29 protein-coding genes and 1 pseudogene are annotated in these 20,182 nt (G+C 32.7%); 16 read left to right on the top strand and 14 right to left on the bottom strand.

Annotated features, from left to right (window positions below; all coding sequences use genetic code 11):
* The first annotated feature begins 2 nt into the window (after positions 1-2).
* The 3 genes and pseudogenes from BK577_RS17925 (at position 3) to BK577_RS26655 (ending at position 1,204) form a co-directional block, all read left to right on the top strand.
* Positions 3-224, top strand: a complete 222-nt coding sequence (locus tag BK577_RS17925; RefSeq protein WP_078434223.1) for a cation diffusion facilitator family transporter — start codon at positions 3-5, stop codon at positions 222-224.
* Positions 221-730 (top strand): annotated as a pseudogene (locus tag BK577_RS26455) (peptidoglycan recognition protein family protein); the annotation flags it as partial. The gene BK577_RS17925 and the pseudogene BK577_RS26455, both read left to right, overlap by 4 nt.
* A 3-nt stretch (positions 731-733) precedes the next feature.
* Positions 734-1,204 (top strand): peptidoglycan-binding domain-containing protein, encoded by a 471-nt coding sequence (locus BK577_RS26655; RefSeq protein ID WP_281252643.1) that lies wholly within the window; start codon positions 734-736, stop codon positions 1,202-1,204.
* A gap of 89 nt (positions 1,205-1,293) precedes the next feature.
* Here BK577_RS26655 and BK577_RS17915 read toward each other — a convergent pair whose 3' ends face one another.
* The 3 genes from BK577_RS17915 to lexA form a co-directional block, all read right to left on the bottom strand.
* On the bottom strand, positions 1,294-1,764 hold the full coding sequence (locus BK577_RS17915) for a hypothetical protein (protein WP_139367383.1): 471 nt from the start codon (positions 1,762-1,764) through the stop codon (positions 1,294-1,296).
* A 177-nt stretch (positions 1,765-1,941) separates the two neighbouring features.
* Positions 1,942-2,151, bottom strand: a complete 210-nt coding sequence (locus BK577_RS17910) for a hypothetical protein (protein WP_078434220.1) — start codon at positions 2,149-2,151, stop codon at positions 1,942-1,944.
* A 356-nt stretch (positions 2,152-2,507) separates the two neighbouring features.
* Positions 2,508-3,128, bottom strand: coding sequence for a transcriptional repressor LexA (gene lexA / locus BK577_RS17905; RefSeq protein ID WP_078434219.1), 621 nt, complete (start codon positions 3,126-3,128; stop codon positions 2,508-2,510).
* 154 nt (positions 3,129-3,282) lie between these two features.
* Here lexA and yneA point away from each other — a divergent pair, with 154 nt between their 5' ends.
* The 5 genes from yneA (at position 3,283) to BK577_RS17880 (ending at position 5,564) form a co-directional block, all read left to right on the top strand.
* Positions 3,283-3,594: a cell division suppressor protein YneA gene (gene yneA, locus BK577_RS17900; RefSeq protein ID WP_078434218.1), complete on the top strand. Its 312-nt coding sequence runs from the start codon at positions 3,283-3,285 to the stop codon at positions 3,592-3,594.
* A 34-nt stretch (positions 3,595-3,628) separates the two neighbouring features.
* Positions 3,629-4,291 carry a YneB family resolvase-like protein gene (locus BK577_RS17895; protein ID WP_078434217.1) on the top strand — a complete coding sequence of 221 codons (663 nt, stop codon included), beginning with the start codon at positions 3,629-3,631 and terminating at the stop codon, positions 4,289-4,291.
* A gap of 119 nt (positions 4,292-4,410) precedes the next feature.
* On the top strand, positions 4,411-4,641 hold the full coding sequence (locus BK577_RS17890; protein WP_078434216.1) for a DUF896 domain-containing protein: 231 nt from the start codon (positions 4,411-4,413) through the stop codon (positions 4,639-4,641).
* Positions 4,642-4,809: 168 nt separating this feature from the next.
* The gene (sirA, locus tag BK577_RS17885; protein ID WP_078434215.1) at positions 4,810-5,259 is read left to right on the top strand and encodes a sporulation inhibitor of replication protein SirA; all 450 of its coding nucleotides are present in this window, start codon (positions 4,810-4,812) and stop codon (positions 5,257-5,259) included.
* A gap of 86 nt (positions 5,260-5,345) precedes the next feature.
* Positions 5,346-5,564 (top strand): YneF family protein, encoded by a 219-nt coding sequence (locus tag BK577_RS17880; protein ID WP_026559250.1) that lies wholly within the window; start codon positions 5,346-5,348, stop codon positions 5,562-5,564.
* Between the two features lie 339 nt (positions 5,565-5,903).
* Here the strand turns inward: BK577_RS17880 and BK577_RS26095 are convergent, their stop codons facing one another.
* The 5 genes from BK577_RS26095 to BK577_RS17865 all read right to left on the bottom strand — a co-directional run bounded on the left by BK577_RS26095 (position 5,904) and on the right by BK577_RS17865 (position 9,422).
* A complete protein-coding gene (locus BK577_RS26095) occupies positions 5,904-6,071 on the bottom strand; it encodes a hypothetical protein (protein ID WP_169908362.1) in 168 nt (55 codons plus the stop codon).
* 584 nt (positions 6,072-6,655) lie between these two features.
* The gene (locus BK577_RS26650; RefSeq protein ID WP_281252617.1) at positions 6,656-6,790 is read right to left on the bottom strand and encodes a hypothetical protein; all 135 of its coding nucleotides are present in this window, start codon (positions 6,788-6,790) and stop codon (positions 6,656-6,658) included.
* A gap of 295 nt (positions 6,791-7,085) precedes the next feature.
* Positions 7,086-7,403, bottom strand: a complete 318-nt coding sequence (locus tag BK577_RS17875) for a TM2 domain-containing protein (protein ID WP_078434214.1) — start codon at positions 7,401-7,403, stop codon at positions 7,086-7,088.
* A 628-nt stretch (positions 7,404-8,031) separates the two neighbouring features.
* Positions 8,032-8,955, bottom strand: coding sequence for an IS3 family transposase (locus BK577_RS17870; RefSeq protein WP_139367382.1), 924 nt, complete (start codon positions 8,953-8,955; stop codon positions 8,032-8,034).
* Positions 8,856-9,422 (bottom strand): helix-turn-helix domain-containing protein, encoded by a 567-nt coding sequence (locus tag BK577_RS17865; RefSeq protein WP_078434212.1) that lies wholly within the window; start codon positions 9,420-9,422, stop codon positions 8,856-8,858. The genes BK577_RS17870 and BK577_RS17865 overlap by 100 nt, the downstream gene beginning before the upstream one ends.
* 254 nt (positions 9,423-9,676) lie before the next feature.
* Between BK577_RS17865 and BK577_RS17860 the strand changes: the two genes are divergently transcribed.
* Complete coding sequence (locus BK577_RS17860; protein ID WP_078434211.1) at positions 9,677-10,057, top strand: PH domain-containing protein; 381 nt, start codon at positions 9,677-9,679, stop codon at positions 10,055-10,057.
* A 198-nt stretch (positions 10,058-10,255) separates the two neighbouring features.
* Here the strand turns inward: BK577_RS17860 and BK577_RS17855 are convergent, their stop codons facing one another.
* Together BK577_RS17855 and BK577_RS17850 are read right to left on the bottom strand one after the other, a co-directional pair.
* Entirely contained in the window at positions 10,256-10,441 is a 186-nt protein-coding gene (locus tag BK577_RS17855) for a hypothetical protein (protein WP_078434210.1), read from the bottom strand.
* A gap of 187 nt (positions 10,442-10,628) precedes the next feature.
* Complete coding sequence (locus tag BK577_RS17850) at positions 10,629-10,790, bottom strand: aspartyl-phosphate phosphatase Spo0E family protein (protein ID WP_078435308.1); 162 nt, start codon at positions 10,788-10,790, stop codon at positions 10,629-10,631.
* Positions 10,791-11,028: 238 nt separating this feature from the next.
* Here BK577_RS17850 and BK577_RS17845 point away from each other — a divergent pair, with 238 nt between their 5' ends.
* The 3 genes from BK577_RS17845 (at position 11,029) to BK577_RS17835 (ending at position 13,073) form a co-directional block, all read left to right on the top strand.
* Entirely contained in the window at positions 11,029-11,736 is a 708-nt protein-coding gene (locus BK577_RS17845; RefSeq protein WP_078434209.1) for a cytochrome c biogenesis CcdA family protein, read from the top strand.
* A 290-nt stretch (positions 11,737-12,026) separates the two neighbouring features.
* Positions 12,027-12,386: a response regulator gene (locus BK577_RS17840; RefSeq protein ID WP_078434208.1), complete on the top strand. Its 360-nt coding sequence runs from the start codon at positions 12,027-12,029 to the stop codon at positions 12,384-12,386.
* A 201-nt stretch (positions 12,387-12,587) separates the two neighbouring features.
* Positions 12,588-13,073, top strand: coding sequence for a CcdC family protein (locus tag BK577_RS17835; RefSeq protein ID WP_078434207.1), 486 nt, complete (start codon positions 12,588-12,590; stop codon positions 13,071-13,073).
* 70 nt (positions 13,074-13,143) lie between these two features.
* On the opposite strand, the gene BK577_RS17830 is transcribed toward BK577_RS17835, so the two are convergent.
* Entirely contained in the window at positions 13,144-13,569 is a 426-nt protein-coding gene (locus tag BK577_RS17830) for a DUF2621 domain-containing protein (RefSeq protein WP_078434206.1), read from the bottom strand.
* A 121-nt stretch (positions 13,570-13,690) separates the two neighbouring features.
* Positions 13,691-13,897, bottom strand: a complete 207-nt coding sequence (locus BK577_RS17825; RefSeq protein WP_078434205.1) for a hypothetical protein — start codon at positions 13,895-13,897, stop codon at positions 13,691-13,693.
* A gap of 478 nt (positions 13,898-14,375) precedes the next feature.
* Here BK577_RS17825 and BK577_RS17820 point away from each other — a divergent pair, with 478 nt between their 5' ends.
* Positions 14,376-15,128, top strand: coding sequence for a sugar phosphate isomerase/epimerase family protein (locus tag BK577_RS17820; RefSeq protein WP_078434204.1), 753 nt, complete (start codon positions 14,376-14,378; stop codon positions 15,126-15,128).
* Between the two features lie 108 nt (positions 15,129-15,236).
* On the opposite strand, the gene BK577_RS17815 is transcribed toward BK577_RS17820, so the two are convergent.
* Positions 15,237-16,112: a helix-turn-helix domain-containing protein gene (locus tag BK577_RS17815; protein WP_078434203.1), complete on the bottom strand. Its 876-nt coding sequence runs from the start codon at positions 16,110-16,112 to the stop codon at positions 15,237-15,239.
* 138 nt (positions 16,113-16,250) lie between these two features.
* Here BK577_RS17815 and BK577_RS17810 point away from each other — a divergent pair, with 138 nt between their 5' ends.
* Together BK577_RS17810 and BK577_RS17805 are read left to right on the top strand one after the other, a co-directional pair.
* Entirely contained in the window at positions 16,251-17,324 is a 1,074-nt protein-coding gene (locus BK577_RS17810) for a Gfo/Idh/MocA family protein (RefSeq protein ID WP_078434202.1), read from the top strand.
* An 89-nt stretch (positions 17,325-17,413) separates the two neighbouring features.
* Positions 17,414-18,244: a sugar phosphate isomerase/epimerase family protein gene (locus tag BK577_RS17805; RefSeq protein WP_078434201.1), complete on the top strand. Its 831-nt coding sequence runs from the start codon at positions 17,414-17,416 to the stop codon at positions 18,242-18,244.
* Positions 18,245-18,289: 45 nt separating this feature from the next.
* Here the strand turns inward: BK577_RS17805 and BK577_RS17800 are convergent, their stop codons facing one another.
* A complete protein-coding gene (locus BK577_RS17800; protein ID WP_169908360.1) occupies positions 18,290-18,850 on the bottom strand; it encodes a peptidoglycan-binding domain-containing protein in 561 nt (186 codons plus the stop codon).
* A gap of 229 nt (positions 18,851-19,079) precedes the next feature.
* Here BK577_RS17800 and BK577_RS17795 point away from each other — a divergent pair, with 229 nt between their 5' ends.
* A complete protein-coding gene (locus BK577_RS17795; RefSeq protein ID WP_245823541.1) occupies positions 19,080-20,180 on the top strand; it encodes an NAD(P)-dependent alcohol dehydrogenase in 1,101 nt (366 codons plus the stop codon).
* The last annotated feature ends 2 nt before the right edge of the window (positions 20,181-20,182 follow it).

The raw sequence follows: 20,182 nt of genomic DNA, 5'->3' as shown, positions 1-20,182 counted from the left end.
ATATGAAAAAGGATATTGCTACTTTATTAGGTGGATTTTTAACAGCTTTATTAATGTTCTTTGGAACAATTGGAATTTCTTTTGAATGGTTTACACAGGAAAGCATTGATGCTTTTGTTGTTCTGGTAGCAGCTACAATAGCTTTGGCTATTAATATATATGCAGTTTGGAAGAACACAAATGTAAAAGAAAGATTGAAAGATAAAAAGGGAGGTAATGAGTGATGTCTTATCAAATTACTAGAGATTATATAAAAAAAGGTAAAGCGAGAAGTGGTCAAAAAATCGAAAAGGTTAGAGCAGCAGTCGCTCACGATACCGGAAACCCCGGAAGTACAGCTTATAATAATAGGGATTATTTTAATAATCATCAACCTTCAGCAAGCGCACATACTTTCATCGATGATAAATATATTTTAGAGATTGTTCCACTTAATGAAAAAGCATGGCATGTTCGATATACTAAGCCGAATGACAACCGTTTATTTGGTGATGATGCCAATGATTGTATGATTGGTACAGAGCTTTGCTATGGTGGTAGTATTAACTTTGGAGAAGCTTATAAGCGATATGTATGGTATCACGCATACCTTTGTAAAAAGTTTGATTTAGATCCAAAGAAAGAAATTGTTGCACATGCGACACTTGATCCACAGCGCAGAAGTGATCCACATAATGCTTTAAATAAACATGGTATCACTTGGGATCAATTCATTAATGATGTTGTGAAAACAATGAACGGCAGCAGTAAAACGATTAATCGAAAAGAGCAAGTAAAATCCGAAGTCGTTAAAAATCCTACAATAACAGATAAAAAAGGATATATCGATAATTTTCAAAAATGGTTAAATAATAACTATCGTACTGAATTAGTAGTTGATGGTCTATTTGGTGCGAAAACAAAAAAAGCAGCAATTAAAGGGCTACAAACTGAGTTAAACCTTCAATTTAGAGCAAAGTTAGTTATCGACGGTATATGGGGTTCAAAGACAAAGTCTGAAATTCGTACAGTGTCAAGAGGTGCAGTAGGGGATATAACAAGAATTATCCAAGGAATGCTATATTGCTTAGGTTATGATCCTAAAGGTTTTGATGGAATCTTTGGGAATGGATGTTATTATGCAGTGAGAACATTTCAGGGAGATAAGAATTTAACTGTCGATGGTATATGTGGTAAGAATACTTTCGAAACATTATTTAAATAAATTGTTTTGTTATATTTTAATCTTGATATTTAATAGAAAAAGGACTCAATTAGTCCTTTTTTTTCTTGTTTATTAAAGCACACGTTTGTTCAAGAATCTATTTTGACTTTCTTTTTTGAAAGTAACCCTAAAAACCAAGGAAAAAAGAATCTATAAAATATAAAATAAACAGGTATTCCATATAGTGTTTCCCAATTTTTATTTTCCATGTATCCGAATTTAACTAAGCCTATTTCCAAAACAAAAGACAACAATGTGAAAATTAATGCAAAAGCCCACTTTTTCTGGGGGGTATAGAAATTAACATAAATAGTCGATATACATGGAGGAACGAAGCTAATTAAAAAAGCATCACTAAGTTCGATACTGTTTTTCTTTGCTAGGTCGAATAAGTCTATTGCACCCCCTACAATGGAATCGGACAACCAAGTTATGTGCCCTGATACTCCAAAAGTAATAAATATTCCCACCCATGTTAAATTTTTTTTAGGCATAAGTAATACAGAAAATACCGAAATTATTACTAATATCCAGACATACCATTCACCTTCATACTTCATGAATTCCATTAACTCACCTTTTTATTTATTTTTTCTTACGAACAAATTAGATACTTATACATATTCTTTTCAGTATATTTTGAGTGAAGTGGTTAAAAAATATACCATATTTGTTAAAAAAATTTGCTAGTTAGTTTAACAAGAAAATCAAACAGAGCCAAAACAAAAAGCCCTTCCTTAATTGGAGGGGCTTTTGATTTTGAAATATTCATGCTCCTTGAAATTTATAAATAAAACGAAAGTTAACCACAAAATAAAAAATACAGAGGAAACTTCATACGCTTCATGTTGGAACAAAGCCCAAACTGTTAAGCCGCAAAATAATGTAAATAAAACAAGTGTAACTTTAACCAAAAGCCAAACAAATATATATTTTTTTTTATTCATTTCTGCATTCCCCCGGGCTTTACTTGTAATGCGTCCAATGGAAAGTGGCACCATTTTGTAATCGGTTAGACTGACCAAAATCGAGACCAAACAATGACCAAAAACCATTCACTTTTATTTATATCCCATTTTCGAATAGATGATTTTTTATCAATAAAATCCGAGTTTCTACTATTATATAGATATCTCTATATAGTGTATTTTAGATATAAATTATGTTCCGTACTCAAGTACACCCATGGGAAAGAGAACAATACATGTCAATGTATTAATAGAATAGAAAAAGCCTCGCCAATTTGTTGAGGCTTTTTTGTTTTTATATTAAAACAAGAAAAAGCTTATCATTTAAGATAAGCCTAGTGTACTGTACGATAAACGCCAATTACTTTACCTAAGATACTAACATTTCGTAAAATGATAGGTTCCATAGTAGAGTTTTCAGGTTGCAGACGAATATAATCTTTTTCTTTGAAAAATCTCTTACACGTCGCTTCGTCGTCTTCTGTCATAGCAACAACAATATCACCATTGTTTGCGGTCTGTTGCTGGCGAACAATCACTAAGTCGCCATCTAAGATACCGGCTTCAATCATACTTTCACCCATTATTTCTAGCATAAAGACATGTTCATCTTCAGAAATATAGCGATCTGGTAAAGGGAAATACTCTTCTACATTTTCGATAGCAGTAATAGGAAGCCCTGCAGTGACTTTTCCGATAACCGGAACATTTACCACGTTACTCTTTGGAATATGGGGTGTTTCTTCTTCTAAAATCTCAATTGCTCTAGGTTTTGTTGGGTCCCTTCTAATTAATCCTTTGGATTCTAATCTAGCTAAATGTCCATGGACAGTTGAACTTGATGCCAGACCTACAGCTTCACCGATTTCCCGGACAGAAGGTGGATATCCTTTCTTTTGGACCTCATCTTTTATGAAGCTTAAAATATCTTGTTGTCTTTTTGATAGTTTTGTCATCCTCTGTGACACCTCGGATCCTCTAATTTATGTTTATTATAGCATCATTTACCTATATATACAAACATAAGTTCGAAAAAACGCTTGACTAGAACAGTTGTTCGCACTATACTTAAAATATAAATACGAACAAATATTCTTACGGGGTGTTATTATGAAAAAAGAATCTTTATCTTACATACTAGCTTTTTTTGTTGTTCTATTAGCCATTACAGCAGGAATTACTTATACAAATAAAACAGACAGCTTAGAGAATTATCACCAAGTCGAAATCAAAGAGGGTGATAGTCTCTGGTCGATTGCAGATCAGTTTCAAGATAAACATAGTATTTCGAAACAGGATTTTGTCAAATGGGTTCAGGAGAAAAATCATATTCATTCAACTACCATAGCTCCAGGGGACATCGTTTTTGTACCTATACAAAAGGAAGAAATCCATCAATTTCAACAGATAGCGAGCGAATAAAACAATAAAGAATGATCTGATAGGTGTGACAGAAATGAAAGCAATTATTTATTGTCGAGTTAGTACAGAGAAAGATACACAGGATACTTCAATTGATAGACAAAAAGAAGAGCTTCTTTCACTAGCGGAGACTCACAGTATGGAGGTTATTAAAGTAATAGAAGAAAGACATAGTGGATATGATGTTGATCGTGGTGGAATGATTGAAGCGCTTGAATTGTTAAAAGACAAGAAAGCATCTGTATTATTAGTTCAGGATGATACTAGGTTAGGACGTGGTCACGCTAAAATTGCACTCTTACATGAAATAAAGAAATTTGATGCTACAGTATTCACCTTAAATGAAAAAGGAGAGCCTGAATTATCCGAAACAGATTCAATGATACTGAGTATTCTTGCAACAGTAGAAGAATTTCAAAGAAAACTGACAAATTACAAGATTAAAAGAGGAATGCAGAGAGCGATAGAGAATGGTTTTAATCCTCAGGATAATTTAAAGAATCAAGAACAAGGAGGAGGACGTGAGAAGATCGAGGTACCAATTGATGAAATCATTAAACTAAGAGATAAGAAGCTAACATTTCAGGAAATAGCTGCAACACTGAGAGGTTTAGGATTTGATGTTAGCAAAGCAACAGTCCATAGAAGATACAAAGAGCACCTCGAAAAAAATCATCGAAATTTAGATGAGACATGAGTTTAGAAAGTTGTTATTTTTTTCTCTATTTAGTATGATGACATTTGTGGCAATGCTTATATTCTATAACTATTTACACAATGTACAAAGTATATACTAATAATGTGAGGAGTAAAATGATGTTACCAAAATCTAAAATAGATCGAATAAACAAATTATCTAAGAAATCAAAGACAGAAGGCTTAACAGATAAAGAAAAAGTTGAACAACAGGCTTTACGTAGGGAATATTTAGATGCTTTTCGCTCTTCTATGAAAACTACACTTAAAGGAGTTACAGTTGTTGATCCAAATGGGAATGATGTAACACCTCAAAAAATCAAAAATGAGAGAAGGAAAGATCTTCACTAAAAACAGGAGGAGGACTATTATTCCTCCTATTTCTTATTGAAAATGAGTTTAACCAGATTCTAACTAGAACTGTTCGACAAAAATAGTGGCTTCTCTCTCCAGTTTAAGACAATTATTTCTTTTGACTTCTTATATAATTAGAGAAATAGAATGGTTGGGGAGAGTGAAATGGTGAGACACTATTATATTTATTTAATAGAAGAAGAGTTTGCAAGTCACTATTTTGGACGGGAATCTAAAATCTACCATCTGTTTCAAGACTTTCACTGGACAACAGCTCGTTCAGCTCATGGAAGTACAATTGAAAAACAAATTCAGTATATTTCTAAACCAGTACCAGCTTTATTTATACATCAATTACTAGGAACTCATTTATCAAAACGTACAGATTATCAAATGTTCCATCATATACATAAGATTGCATTAAAAGGAAATGTCGGAAACGCTACCCTCATTGTAAAAAACCGGCATCTTGAACTTTCTTCTGATGGAAGTTTTGAAGCAGAGACGATATTTTTTGAAGTATTAAGAAAGTTTGATCCTTGTTTTTTAGCAATGGATTTTAAAGGTGAAAGATATGGTTGGTTAAACCCTATAAAAGAAAGAAATTTTGGCTGAAAAATAGAGAAATTATAGTTCAAATGTTGTATAATAGCTATTGATTTAGTACACTGTAAGATAGACAACATGAAGGAGGAAAACCAATGGAATTATGGGTTGTTATTCTAGTAGGCATTCTAGCTCTACTTGCTGGAGTTGCACTAGGATTTTTCATTGCGCGTAAATATATGATGAATTACCTGAAGAAAAATCCACCAATTAACGAACAAATGCTAAAAATGATGATGATGCAAATGGGAATGAAACCATCCCAAAAGAAAATTAATCAAATGATGTCGCAAATGAATAAAATGCAAAAATAAGAAAAGCGTTGGTATAACAAGATAATATGCGATTATATAATTTAAAATCCTAAGTTAAAAAACCTTTTTGGGTGAATCTTTCTTCTGGATTTTTAAAATAGATTGCTTTATCTTTCTTATAGCATGGATTCGAGCACCTTTCTGATGATAGATTAATCAGGAAGGTGTTTTTTTGTGTTATTAGAAGATGTATATGAAGAGTATCTTTATCATTTTTTTGCTAAAGGTTAAACCAAAAAGAATATGATAAACAAACGTCAGCAGTTAAAACAAATTAGAATTTTCCTTGTTGAAAAAAAGAGTAATTATGAAAAGACCTAAGATCAAAAAGTAAGTGTTTTATCTCATAATTTCTTTAATAAGAAGGTCCTTAAATATTTCCCTAGACATACGATCATCTTCTGGAATATCAGTAAAGAACCATGTGATATTAATACCATTCGTACCTATAGTTGAGCATTGGTTAATCTTATACTTCTGAGTTGTTGACTCGTTGTTGTCTTTCACTGCTTACATCTCTTAGTCATGATTAAAGGTGTATTTTAGCATTTAAATCCACGTTTATAAGTAATCAAAACTATACAAAAATTTACTTCTTGTATAATTATCAATGTCTTTACATAAAGAGGGGAATAATGATGAAAAAAGTCTTATTTACTCTTATTCTTGATTTAAGATTATTTCCACCTATAAGGTTATAAGATAGGGATTTAAAAGTAATAGAAGAAAGGTTTATTAATCGTTTTGAAGATATATCTGAGGTTAACCCGGAATTTGATCTAGTTGAGGTATTACCAAGTGGGAAAACCAGAGGATATTTAGTGTATTCTTATGATGAGAATATTGTGCGATCTCAAATCATTTTTAAAAATCAAAATGGAATTGAAGGTAAAGAAACATATACTTATAAAAATTTTATAAGAGCTATTTAACACCCAAATTAGGGTGTATTTATTTTGATTGAATCATCTGTAAATTTATGTCATGAGAAAAAATGGAAAGGGCTAATTTTAGTTGAGATAATTTGTTTACAGAGGAATAGGCACACAGTGTTTGTAGTCTATGTGCCCAAAGCGATTCAATTAATATTTTTAATATCTAACACCTATAAATTTAATTTTTGATTTACTATCTGCGATTCTTATTATCTCAGCAGAAGCATTAAGAATACCATTTGCATAAATTACAACCTCATCGGAGTCAATCGTAAAGACAAATTTTTTCATTTGCAAACCATCCTCACTTTTGAATATTGTGTTGATTAAAAAACACTATCTGATTGTAAAATATTGAGATTGATTTTGTTGTCGAAAATCAGGGGAAGGAAATTTTTAACAAAATGTTCACATGATTTAGGAAGTTGAGCCATTTAGGCCACTATGCTAACTTTTGCTGAATCCTAACTTATAATTACTTTATGGACTATTTCATGAGTAATGTTTCCTAATTGTATTAAGGGTGGGATATTATTTATGAAGGGAATAAAAAAACACACGACTTGTTAAATCGTGTGTTAAAAACTTATCCTGCCTTATTGATTGTTGAAAGTTGTGCGATAATATCTCTTTCGATTTCTTCGTTGATACTATCAACTTTGCTGACTAGACAAACAATTCCATCAATTAATGGCCAAATTCCTAGTGTTGCCCATCCTAAAAGTAACATTGCAATAGCATAACCAGTTTGACCTGTATAGAAGCGATGTGCTCCGAATGTGCCTAGGAAAAACCATAATAAGAAGGTAACGACTTTTGATTTTTTTCTTTTGTCAAACTCTGATGCTAAAATTGCTTGTTGTTGTTGATCAAGATTCTGTTTTAAATGGATATTCTGACTCATTTCTCTCTCCGTCCTAGTACTAAAATACTATTAAATTTATAATAACAGAGTTTATTATACAACTTCCTATTAAATCCAACAATAACTTTTTGTAGAAAATATGGAATAATATTTAATTTTAAAAATTTCAATTTTATCGTAATAAAAAAGGCTACTTAGAGACTATTGCTCCTATTATAACTGTCTTAGCCCATACAGGTGTTGTTGGCTTTTGGAGAGTATAAGAAATAATGGTGCTGCATAAACAACCGAAAACTACTATATAATATGGATAAATAGAATGACAGTATGTTATATTTTTTTTCTTATCAGAAAAGTGGTCGGAAATGTTATAAGAAACCCTTATATCAACGTTTTGATGTAAATGGGAATGAAACCATCTTAAAAGAAAATTAATCAAATGATGTCACAAATGTATAAATTGAAAAATAAGAAAAGCGTTGCTATAACAAGAAATAATGTTCTTGTTTTGATATATATTATGCGTAATCTTTCATGAAAAAGGATAAAGGGTTTTTTATTGGAATTTTGATCTTATTTTTGCTGTATTTTTCATTAGACCAATCCAAAACCACTATTTTGTTGGAAACTAACAATTGTGGTGACCCCTAAAAGTTAGAGTTTTATATTAAGCGGCTAATTGGCTGGTATGGATACGGAATTGAACCGGACTCATGCCTGCCAATTTTTGCTTTATGCGCTTGTTATTATAATAAATGATATATTCTTCAATTCTCTTTTTTAATTCTTCAAATGAGCAGGCTGCTTCCCCATAATACATTTCCTGTTTTATTAATCCGAAAAAGTTTTCCATCGGTGAATTATCTAAACAGTTTCCCTTTCGTGACATACTCTGGAACACCTTATGTTTCTTTAGGGTCTTTGTCCATTTCTTATGTTGATAATGCCAGCCCTGATCGGAATGAATAGTGGTTCTGTACTTTGATTCTTTTACAATTTCCAAAGCTTCTTCGAGAGGTTTTATGGCCAATTCTAAGTTTGGTCGCATACCTATCCCATACGAAACAATCTCACTATTGAACATATCCATGATTGGATTAAAATAAAGTTTACCATCTGAGCACTTGAATTCTGTGATATCTGTTGTTAATTTTTGATGACACAAACTTGTGTGAAAACGACGGTTAATGCGGTTCTTGGCAATTGTTCCAACAGTTCCTTTATAAGAACTATACTTACGTGTTTTTCTACTGAATTTATCACATTTGAGCCCAAGTTTTTTCATTATGCGCTGTACCTTCTTGTGATTAATTATCAAACCACGTTGCTTTAAGTTCGAATAGATACGACGATACCCATAGTTACCCTCATGATCCTCAAATATGGATTGAATACATTCTTCAAGTTCCTGATTGGGATTCTCCTTCATCATCATTTTCATGTGGTAATGGTAGGAAGATTCCGGAATTCCTACTATTTTTAGAACGTCTTTTAGTTTGAACTTTTCTTTGAGTTCAGACGATAATGCCGCCTGTGCTTTTCGAGATAACCTTCCGGATTCATCTGAAAAGCTTGTAACTTTTTTAAGTATTCTACCTCTAACCGAAGAAGCTCGTTTTCTCTCTCCAACTTTTGTTCGTAGGTCATTTCTTTATCTTGAATTGTTTTTTTACTTTCTTTATTCTTAGCTTTATCAGACATAGGTGGCCGTCCTTTCGGTCTATCCAGAGACACAGCACCACCCTCCAAAAAGGCTTTCTTCCACGCAGTTATCATAGGAGGATTTGTTAGCCCAAACTCCAGGGCTGTGTCGATTACTGAAGATCCTGTTCTTTCCATAAAGCTTATAACATCCAGCTTGAATTGAACAGAATAAGTTTTGTTCTGCTTTTTCCTCATTAACCCTTCAGGTCCAAACTTCTCGTAATTTTTCACCCAATTAATCATTTGCTTATGTGACTTAATGTAATGTTTTTTAGCTAACAGTTTATATCCAAGTTGTCCTTCTTGATATTCTTTCACTTCCATAAGCTTAAATTTTTCATCATATCTAGACATTAATAAAACACCCCAAAAGTTAGATTCTTTACTCTAACTTTTGGGGTGCAGTTCAAATAAGGTGGTTTTTATTGTTCCAGTTTTTCTTTTACTTAATATTATTTTGATTCATTCACTTTCTAACCAGTAATATGAATGAATATACTGTAAGAGGCTTAAAACATAATACTTAGGAATAAAATAATCATGTAAAGAAGGGGAAATTTAAGCTATAAAGAATATTAATTCTAATCACTTTAATATTGGAGGTTTATATGGGTATTTTAGATGGGTTAATGGGTAATGTTTCAGAAGTTGATATAAAATCAGTGGAAAAAGAATTAGAGTTAGTAATTATTGAAAATGAAAAAGTTGAAAAAGCTTATAAATTAATCCGTGATTTAATTGTTTTCACTAATACTCGGTTAATTCTAATCGACAAGCAAGGAGTTACTGGTAAAAAAGTTGAATATCACTCTATTCCTTATAAGAGTATTACACATTTTAGCGTAGAGACTGCTGGGAGCTTTGATTTAGATGCAGAGTTAAAAATCTGGATATCTAGTACGGCAAATCCAGTTTCGAAACAATTTAAAAAAGACAAAAGTATCTATGATGTGCAAAGAGCAATAGCGACGTATGTGTCAAAATTATAAATGATTTAGAAGTTTTTTTAAATGATCATGCCTAATTGAAGTCTTATTCTAGTTTAATCATCACTTTTTAGAATTTCTGAAAAAGTTAAACGAAAGATGATATAGATAACAAAACCGCGATCAATTGATTGCGGTTTTGTTTAGTAGTTAGCACGTATGTAAAAAGGGAAAGCACTCAAGGAGTACTTTCCCATACTTCTATTTACTAAACAAATTTCTAACACCATAATAAATAAGTACAAGTGAGAATATGAGAATCGCTAATACACCAATTATCGTTGTAACAGGTTCGATACTAGCTAGAAATGTGTCTGCTAAAGGAATTCGAATAAGTGCAAAACCACTGAAAATTGTTGCTAGGAATAAGAAAATCCGACTATTCATGGTTTTTCCTCCTTCCTAATGGGTTGTTAGATTATATGTCTTAATTATGGTTATTATACATATCTAAAGAAGCATTTTTTAAAGGGGAAATAATATTTAAGAACTTAAGAATGAGGAATTTGAAGATACGCTCAAACGTATTGGTTAAAATAAAAAAAGCACGTTTAATGTGCTTTTTCATTTTGATTTATGAACAAACCTGTTTTTTATGAGGTAAATCTTTTTTTATATATTGTGTTAATAATACATCAAGCTCTTGGCTATATTTAATTGATATGTTAGAATTCAGCCCATTTTGTAGGACAATGTCAATTAGCTCGGCTCGTTTCTTTTCAATCATTTGAAGCATTTCTTGTTTAGACACGAGAACTTGTCCTTTCTTTGAATAGATTAGCTATTTCTATTATATCATTTTCAAACATATGATATAAACAGCAATGATTCTATTATAAATGGTTATAAGGTGGAATGAAAAGGAAAATTTACCATAAGATATGGAATTGACATAAAAATGTCACATAAAGAAACATTTAAAATAATAGAACTTTTGCTAGAATAGAGAAGACATTCTCTTTAGGAGGAGTAATATGACAGATGTGAATATATTTTTAGCTTTTGGAGCGGGTTTTTTATCTTTTATTTCTCCATGCTGTTTACCACTATATCCGGCATTTTTATCGTATATAACAGGAGTATCGGTTGGTGAATTAAAATCTGAAAATGCATTATTACATAAAAGAAGTTTATTACATACAGTCTTCTTTTTATTAGGATTTTCTTCAATCTTTATAGCACTTGGGTTTGGCACCTCTTTTATAGGAGAATTTTTTCAAAATTATCAAGATTTAATAAGACAAATTGGAGCTTTGTTAATTATCGTATTTGGACTCATGATAATTGGAGTATTTAACCCGAAATTTTTAATGAAAGAGCACCGGTTTGAATTTAAAAACCGTCCTACAGGCTATATAGGTACATTCTTTATTGGCATGGCTTTTGCAGCAGGCTGGACACCATGCACGGGACCAATACTTTCTGCAGTAATTTGGTTAGCAGCAACAAATCCAGGATCCGCAATGCTTTATATGATTGCCTATATATTAGGCTTTGCAGTTCCATTTCTGGTATTATCCTTTTTTATCGGGAAGCTTGGTTGGATTAAAAAGCATAACATGGCTATAATGAAAATCGGAGGATATCTCATGATTTTTATGGGGATTCTGTTATTTTTTGACATAATGACATCTATTATTATATTCTTAACAAGGATTTTTGGGGGATTCACTGGTTTTTAATCTTTTGCTCTATTTTAGTGACATTTTTACTATATTTAAGACATAAATTTGATATAATGGTCATATGTGTGATAGATATTGCATTGAAGGTTAAAAGAAATTAGAGATAGCCTCCAATTAAGTCAAATGTCAATCGCCTTCTATAAGAGGGATTGAGGGTTCAATCTTTCTTTTATATTATCAGAATTTTAGATCAAATCTGATAGTATAAGAAAAACTAAGGCTTTCGTCTGATAAATATACAGACGATCAGCTGGGTTTTTCTCATCATGTATGAGGAGGAGCTAGGCATGGCTAGAATTTTAATTGTTGATGATGCCAAGTTTATGAGAATGACTTTGTCAAATATATTGAAAAAGGCAAACCATGTAATTGTAGGAGAAGCTGAAAATGGGATTCAGGCTATTGAACTTTTCGAAAAGGAAAAGCCAGATTTGGTTACTCTAGATATTACAATGCCAGAGAAAAATGGAATTGAAGCTCTAAAAGAAATCAAACAGCAATATTCAGATGCAAAAATTATTATGTGCTCTGCAATGGGACAACAAAAAATGGTTGTGGAAGCGATTGAAGCAGGAGCTAAAGATTTCATTGTAAAACCGTTTGATGAAAATCGTGTATTAGAAGCGATTGATCGAGTATTAGGATAATAGATTAAAAACCATTTAAGATATTTATTTCTTAAATGGTTTTTATCTTTAGATGTTTTCCTACTTTAAGTCCGAACAGATCTATTTGGAGAAATTTTTATTCTGTGTGTTATGTTATTTTTATTAGAGATTTTCTAGGTATCCTTTCGAAATTCGTTTATACTAGTACATGTAGAGTTAACTAGTAAAGGATTGATATTATTGTTAACGGTTGTTTCATCGTTCATTGCTGTGGCAATGGCCTTATTTGTATTATTCATTCGTTTTAAATCTGCTAAAAAACCTGCATCAGCTAAAAAGATTATTTTGCCACCGATCTTTATGAGTACAGGTGCGTTGATGTTTATTCATCCTTTTTTTCGCGTAACAGCAGCGGAATTTTTTGAGGCATTATTTGTAGGAATGTTTTTTTCTATTTTTTTAATTAAAACTTCAAATTTTGAAATTAGAGATAATAACATTTATTTAAAACGATCTAAGGCATTTGCTTTCATATTAATAGGTTTATTAATTATTCGAATCATCATGAAGTCCTTTCTTAGCACTACAATTGATGTAGGGGAACTAAGTGGAATGTTTTGGATTTTAGCTTTTGGAATGATTGTTCCATGGCGAATTGCTATGTATCGTGCTTTTTTACGAGTCCAGAAAGAACATCATTTATCGAATAACCATAACCATAAATAATTTATCATGCTGAATTACATAAAAAGATCCGGAATCATTAGATTTCGGATCTCTTTATTGGCTTTAGTCATTAAAAAAGAGCTTTATATTCAGAGTAGTCAATTTGTTTTTCAGTAAGTCTTTTCATAAGAAATTTATGATCACGTTTAGGAGTTGCCATAATATAACCTCTTATAATTAAATCTAAATTGATTGATGATGCTTGCTCTTTTAAGGCTAATTGACCAACTTTTCCTGCGATTTTAGCTCTTGCAACATCTCGAAACAGCTCCGGTACGGGTTCTACCAACTCTTCTAGCAAGTTTTTTTCATCATCATTCCACATATGTCTTGTCTTTTCTAAATAGTAGTCTTGCCAATCCAAATCTGATTTTCCATCTTCTTTAGGTAATCTTTGTAAAAATTTCCGGAACATAAAGTAGCCGCCAATAGCAAGCATAGATACAAGAAATACAACCCAAAACAAGATAAACCAAAGGAACCAACCTTCTAACACTTTATTCACCTCTTGTCCTAACCATATAAAGGATTAAAAGAAGCAGCTAACGCAATTAATAATACTTATTGCATTACTGCCTATAATTATTTGATATTTAACTTAATATATTTTGTTTGACCTACTCATGATGGCCAAAAGCATGATGCTCTTTCGCTAAGAGGAGTAATGACTTTTTAACAGCTTCCACTTTCTTTCGATCATAAGAAGACGTCATCAAATCATTCAATTCAGCTTGAACGTGAAACATGGAATGTTTATAAAAAATATCAAGTCGAATCGTCCCAACATCTGTTGGTAAGTATACAAATTCATATGTACGTGACATAATAGCTCCTCCCAAAGAAGACACCAATCATAAGTTGGCTATTTAAAAATAAATATATATTCTAATAATAGCAGAAAACGTTTTAATAAGCACTAATTTTCCTAAAAATTTTCCATTATTAAACAAACAAATGCTTATCAACATATTCTAGAAAAAAGAGGAGGTTAAACATATGTTTAACCTCCTCTAATCCCTTCCGATCCGTACATTGGTTAAGTGTCCCGCAACAAGCGAATGTTTCGGAAGGGATATTGTTAGTGTAGTCAATTTTTTAAAAAATGTAAAGAATTGTTTATATGGTTAATAATGGATTGAATACATTATACGAGGAAATGTCATTCTAAGTGTTTCATTATGGGATTAAATGTATTGAGTAGATATACAAAACACAAAAAATTGATTTGATATTTTTTATATGTATTTATTAAATAGTTCTGTTATGATAAAAATGAGACTAGCATGAAGGGAAGAAAAAATAATGGGAAAATTAATAGCTGTTCAATTATTCACACTAAGAGATGAGTGTGAGCAAGATTTTTATGGTACTTTAGAAAAAGTAGCAGCACTGGGATTTAATGGAGTTGAATTGGCTGGGTATTATGGCAAGGAAGCTGTTGAATTAAAACAAACTCTGGATAATCTTGGATTAGTTGCTGTGAGCAGTCATGTCTCATTAGAAAGAATGGAACAACATTTAGAAGATGAATTAGCTTATTTGAAAACGCTTAATTGTAAAAACATTGTTTGTCCATACTTAGTTGAGGATCGAAGAAATGAATATGATCAACTTGCGCAAACTTTAAATAAAGTTGGAGAACGCTGTTCAGAAGAAGGAATCGCACTAAGCTATCATAATCATGATTTTGAATTAGAAAAAAGAGAAGGCTGCTCACATCTTGAAAGATTATTTGATGAGACAAATCCAGAGTATGTTAAGGCTGAATTAGATGTATATTGGTTAACACTAGCTGGTGAAGATCCGGTAGATTGGATGAAAAAATATACAGGACGTATGCCATTGATCCATTTAAAGGATATGACAACTGATTCTGATAAAACTTTTGCAGAATTAGGAACTGGTGGGGTTAATCTAGAAGCAATCTTACATACTCTTGATGAAGCGAAAGTTGAATGGGTGGTTGTAGAACAAGATAAATGTAAACGTTCCCCACTTGAAAGTGTGGAAATAAGCATTAATTATTTAAAAGATCAACTCTCAAAAGTAAATTGATCTAATTAAAAAATGAAAGCACTCTAAACAAGGGTGCTTTCATTTTTTATAGATTAGTAGTTTTGTTGGATGATGTAGTTTTTTCAAAAAGAAGAATTGGCTTCTTGTTTACATTTCCATGCTCCTATGTTGTAGGTTTTTTTTACGATAAGTTGTTGGTGAAACCTTTTTTTGATCACGAAAAACACGTGAAAATGTCTGGAAAGAACGATATCCGACCTCTAAAGCTATATCTGTAACAGAAATGGTTGTTGATGTTAATAGGCTGCATGCATGACGAATTCTGACTTCGTGTAAGAAATGAACAAAGTTTTGACCTACGTGTTCTTTAAAAAGTTCACTTAAATATGGAACACTCACATGAAATTTAATTGCTAAATTGGATAAAGTAATATCATCTTGATAATGTATATGAATGTATTGAATAACATCCCAAATGATTCCTTTTTTTGTTGCCTTTTTACTAGTGGCTGCAGAGGCATTTTGCGTACGTCTCAATCGTTCAAAAATGACCATAATTTCAGCAAGCTTAGCTTTTATTAAAATGTCTTTATACGGTTTATTTTGTGTGTATTCTTCAAGCATTTCTTCTAAGATGCTCTTCATTTTTAGGAAATCTTGAGCATCTATCTTGATAAACGGATCTAAAAAAAGATCTTCTGTATTAATTAATGCGTCTTGTAATCCTAAATGATGAAGTAATGCTAAATCAAACATACAATTATATAAAACCAATGTTGATTCTTTTTCAGCAGATAGTTTATGTATTTGGTAAGGGAGAATAAACGTGAAGGTACCGGGCTCCATCTTATGGTTTTTTCCGTTGATCATTTCAGTTCCGAATCCATCAATAACGAATGAGAATTCAAGATAATCATGACGGTGTGAAGGAAACTGATCTTTAATTCTATGAATAGATAGATGAAACGGAAATGATGTGTTCATATTAGGATATTCAGATAAATACATGGGAAAAGTGGTCATTAACCGTTTCCTCCTATCAGAAAAAATGAGATAAACAGATGAAAAACTGATCTGCTTTTTTATCCATTATATTTTACCATATCTGTAAGCGTTTTTTTTACATTGAAAAAAGGAATTATGAGTAAGGAGGTTTTTTACATGAATAGTCAAAAAATTAGATTAGGTATCATAGGTGCAGGGGCTATTGGAAATGTTCATTTAAGTACATTCTCACAATTAACCGATTCAATCATTCTGCAAGGGATTACTGATGCTTATCTTCCACTGGCAGAACAAAGGGCAACTGAATATAAAGTACATCAAGTGTTTAATAGTGCAGAGGATTTAATTCATGATTCCAACATAGATGCAGTAATCATTGGAGTACCTAATAAATGGCATGCTCCACTAGCATTACAAGCGTTAAAAGCAGGTAAGCATGTGTTAATAGAAAAACCGATGGGAATCGATAGCGAAGCGGCAAAAGAAATTGTAAGGGCTCAGCGGGATTCAGGAAGGATCGTCATGGTTGCACATCAAATGAGATGGCAATGGCAAATCCAGCAAATTAAAGAACAGGTAGAAAAGGGCTCGTTAGGAAAGATTTATCATGCCAAAACAGGCTGGTATCGTAGAAAAGGGATCCCGGGTTGGGGAAGCTGGTTTACGACCAAATCAGAAGCTGGTGGGGGACCATTAATTGATATCGGTGTTCATATGTTAGATTTAGGGCTATATTTAATGGGTAATCCAAAACCGGTTTCCGTTTACGGGTCTACCTATGCTGAATTCGGACCAAGAAAGAAAGGAATAGGAACCTGGGGAACTCCAAATTGGAATGGACAATATGATGTTGAAGATCTGGCCACAGCTTTAATCAAAATGGAGGATGGATCAACACTTTCCCTGGAAGTTAGCTGGGCTGTACATATGGCTACTAGCAATAACCCTTTTATTCACTTAATGGGTACTGAAGGCGGGGCATCACTTGATGGGAATTCAGCAAAGATTTTAACTGAACAGTTCGATCGTGCTATTGATCTCGAGCTTACCCCGAAGGATCTTGAAGAAGATGAACGCATTCAACTAAGCAAACATTTTATTGAGTGTATTCTTGAAGAAAAACAACCGATTACCTCTGTAATGTCAGGGTTAACGAACAATCTTATTTTAGATGCGATCTATGAATCATCCCAAACAGGACGTGAAGTCATTTTAGATTGGGAGATTTAGTTATTGAGAAATTCCTTAGCTAAGCAAATGATGATCATAGGTTTAAGACGAGTATGTTTTTCAAATTTCCTTAAAGAGGGTGATAGTTGATGTTAAGGGGATTAACAAAAGCCGGATTAGGATCATTCACAGATGATAAACAATTTATTGAGTTAGCATCAGAATACTCTTTTCAATCTGTTGATCTTGATGCAAAGGATATAATTGAAGTCTATGGACTAATAGGAGCAAAAGAGATATTACAAGTTAATAATATTCAATTAGGAGCGATAGGATTACCAGTTGAATGGAGAAGTTCTCATGAAAAATTTTCAAAGGATTTAGTCAATCTTGCTTCGGCAGCTAAGGCAGCACAAGATTTAGGTTGTACTCGATGTTGTACGTATATTTTACCTTCAACTGACTTAAAATCAGCCCAATTTATGAGTTTAGCAGTAAAACGTCTGAGAATTTGTGCGGAAATTCTAGGTTCATATGATGTGAGACTTGGTTTGGAGTATGTTGGTCCACACCATTTAAGAAACACCTGGACAAATCCTTTTATATGGACACAAGAGGAAACACTGCAATTAATTGATGCGATAGGATTACCGAATGTAGGCTTATTGTTAGACTCGTATCATTGGTATACAACAGGCCTCTCGAGTGAAGACTTATCCAACTTAAATGAGCAGCAAATTGTTCATGTTCATATAAATGATGCAGCAGATTTACCTGTGGAGGGGCTTAAGGATAATGATCGGCTTTATACAGGCGAAGGCGTAATTGATTTACCTTTATTCTTGAAAAGTATAAAGAAAACTGGCTATAGCGGTCCAATATCACAAGAAGTATTAACTCCTAAACAACCGAGTGAATCAGGTGAAGAGTTGATTAAACGTTCTAAAATAGGGTTTGATAAAGTGTTTAACAACATCTAGAGAATAATGAAGGCGATCAGAAAATTGATCGCCTTTTACTACATATTAGTCATTTAAAACCTTATCCATAACTGCCTTAGTTTTAGGTCCAAAAATTCCATCATTTACAAGGTCCGGGAAGCGTTTTTGAAATGTAATAACAGCTTCCTTCGTTTCCGCTCCATATATTCCATCTACTTTCACGTCATAGCTCATATCATTTAATGCTTTTTGAAGTGTTTTCACTGCTTCACCTCTGCTGCCCATTTTTAAAATAGTGTTTTCAAAGCCGAAAGAGTTGATTTTCTTCGAAAGTTCTTCATGTGTTTTTGGTCCGTATATTCCATCGACTTTTAGCGATTTCGTTGATTTTTGAAAGGCAATTACAGCTGTTTTTGTATTAGGACCAAAAATACCATCCTCAGATAATTCAGCACCCATTTCTTTATTTAATGCACGTTGCATGATTTTTACATTTTCTCCCTTGGATCCTTCTTTTAATGTACCCGATAGGTCAAAAATAGAATAATTGACATTTTCTTGAGCACTTACTCCCCCAGCAGGAATTCCTAATAATAGGACAGATGCAGTTAACACAGTTGCTGATAATTTTTTAATGTTTTTCAAGTGAAACAGCTCCCTTTGTTTGTTATTCATCTATGAAACGAATGATGTTAATCGATTGTTTCACCTGAATGATGATTTTTCACTTTTTTGTTCTTGAAAATGGTGTTATTCTAGTAGGGACAAGAATTAAAATCTTAGATACACCCAGCTATTCAGCGATGATATTTCTTTTAAAAGTAAAATAGAAAGCGTTTTCGTTATAGGGATTAAGAAAGGGGAAGGTAGAGATATGTCGAATCAATCTGTTATCAAAAGTGTAGAAAAGGTAGAGGTTCCAACTATCATGAAAGCGGCAGTAATGACAAGACCCTATGAGATTGAAGTCCAAGAAATTTCTGTTCCAAAGGTTGAAGGAAATGAAGTTTTAGTCAAGGTAATGGCTGTTGGAATATGTGGGTCTGATATTCATTATTATGAACATGGAAAAATAGGAAGATATGTTGTTGAAAAACCGATTATCTTGGGTCATGAATGTGCAGGTATAGTTGTAGAGGTTGGAGATCAAGTTTCCAGGTTGAAAATCGGTGATCGTGTGGCGATTGAACCGGGGATTACATGTGGACAATGTGAATATTGCAAGGAAGGGAGATATAACCTTTGTCCGGATGTACAATTTTTAGCAACCCCTCCAATCGACGGCGCCTTTGTTCAATATATAAAGCACAGAGAAGATTTCTTATTTCCAATACCTGACGAACTATCATTTGAAGAAGCATCACTTGTTGAGCCTTTTTCAGTGGGGATTCATGCAGCAAAAAGGTCTAAACTTCAACCTGGTTCAACAGTGGCTATAATGGGAATGGGACCTGTTGGTCTTACAGCCATAGCGGCAGTAAAAGCTTTTGGAGCTTCGAAAATTATCGTAACGGACTTAGAGGATAATCGATTGAAGGCTGCCAAAAAGCTAGGTGCTACACATGTTATAAACGTTTTGGAGCAGGATCCAAATGAAGAAATTGCGCATATCACTGCAGGAAAAGGTGTTGACGTTTGCTTTGAAACTGCTGGTAATCCCAAAGCGCTTCAAACAGCTCTAAAATCATTAAAAAGAGGTGGCAAATTAGCAATTGTTGGGTTACCGCCACAAGATGAAATCCCATTAAATGTACCACTTATCGCGGATTATGAATTAGATATTTTCGGAATCTTTAGATATGCAAATACGTATAATCAAGGAATTGAGTTTTTAGCATCGCAAAATTACAATTTAGATAGTTTAATTACAGATCGCTATACTCTTGACGAAACGAAAGAAGCGATGGAACGGGCTAGACTTAATAAAAAAGAAAGCTTAAAAGTTATTGTGTATCCAAATGGTTTAATAGAATAGTA

It is taken from the genome of Metabacillus halosaccharovorans, from assembly GCF_002019635.1.
Classification (GTDB): Bacteria; Bacillota; Bacilli; order Bacillales; family Bacillaceae; genus Metabacillus; species Metabacillus halosaccharovorans.
Note: the sequence above shows the minus strand (reverse complement) of the source record. Positions and strands in the feature narration are given on the sequence as shown.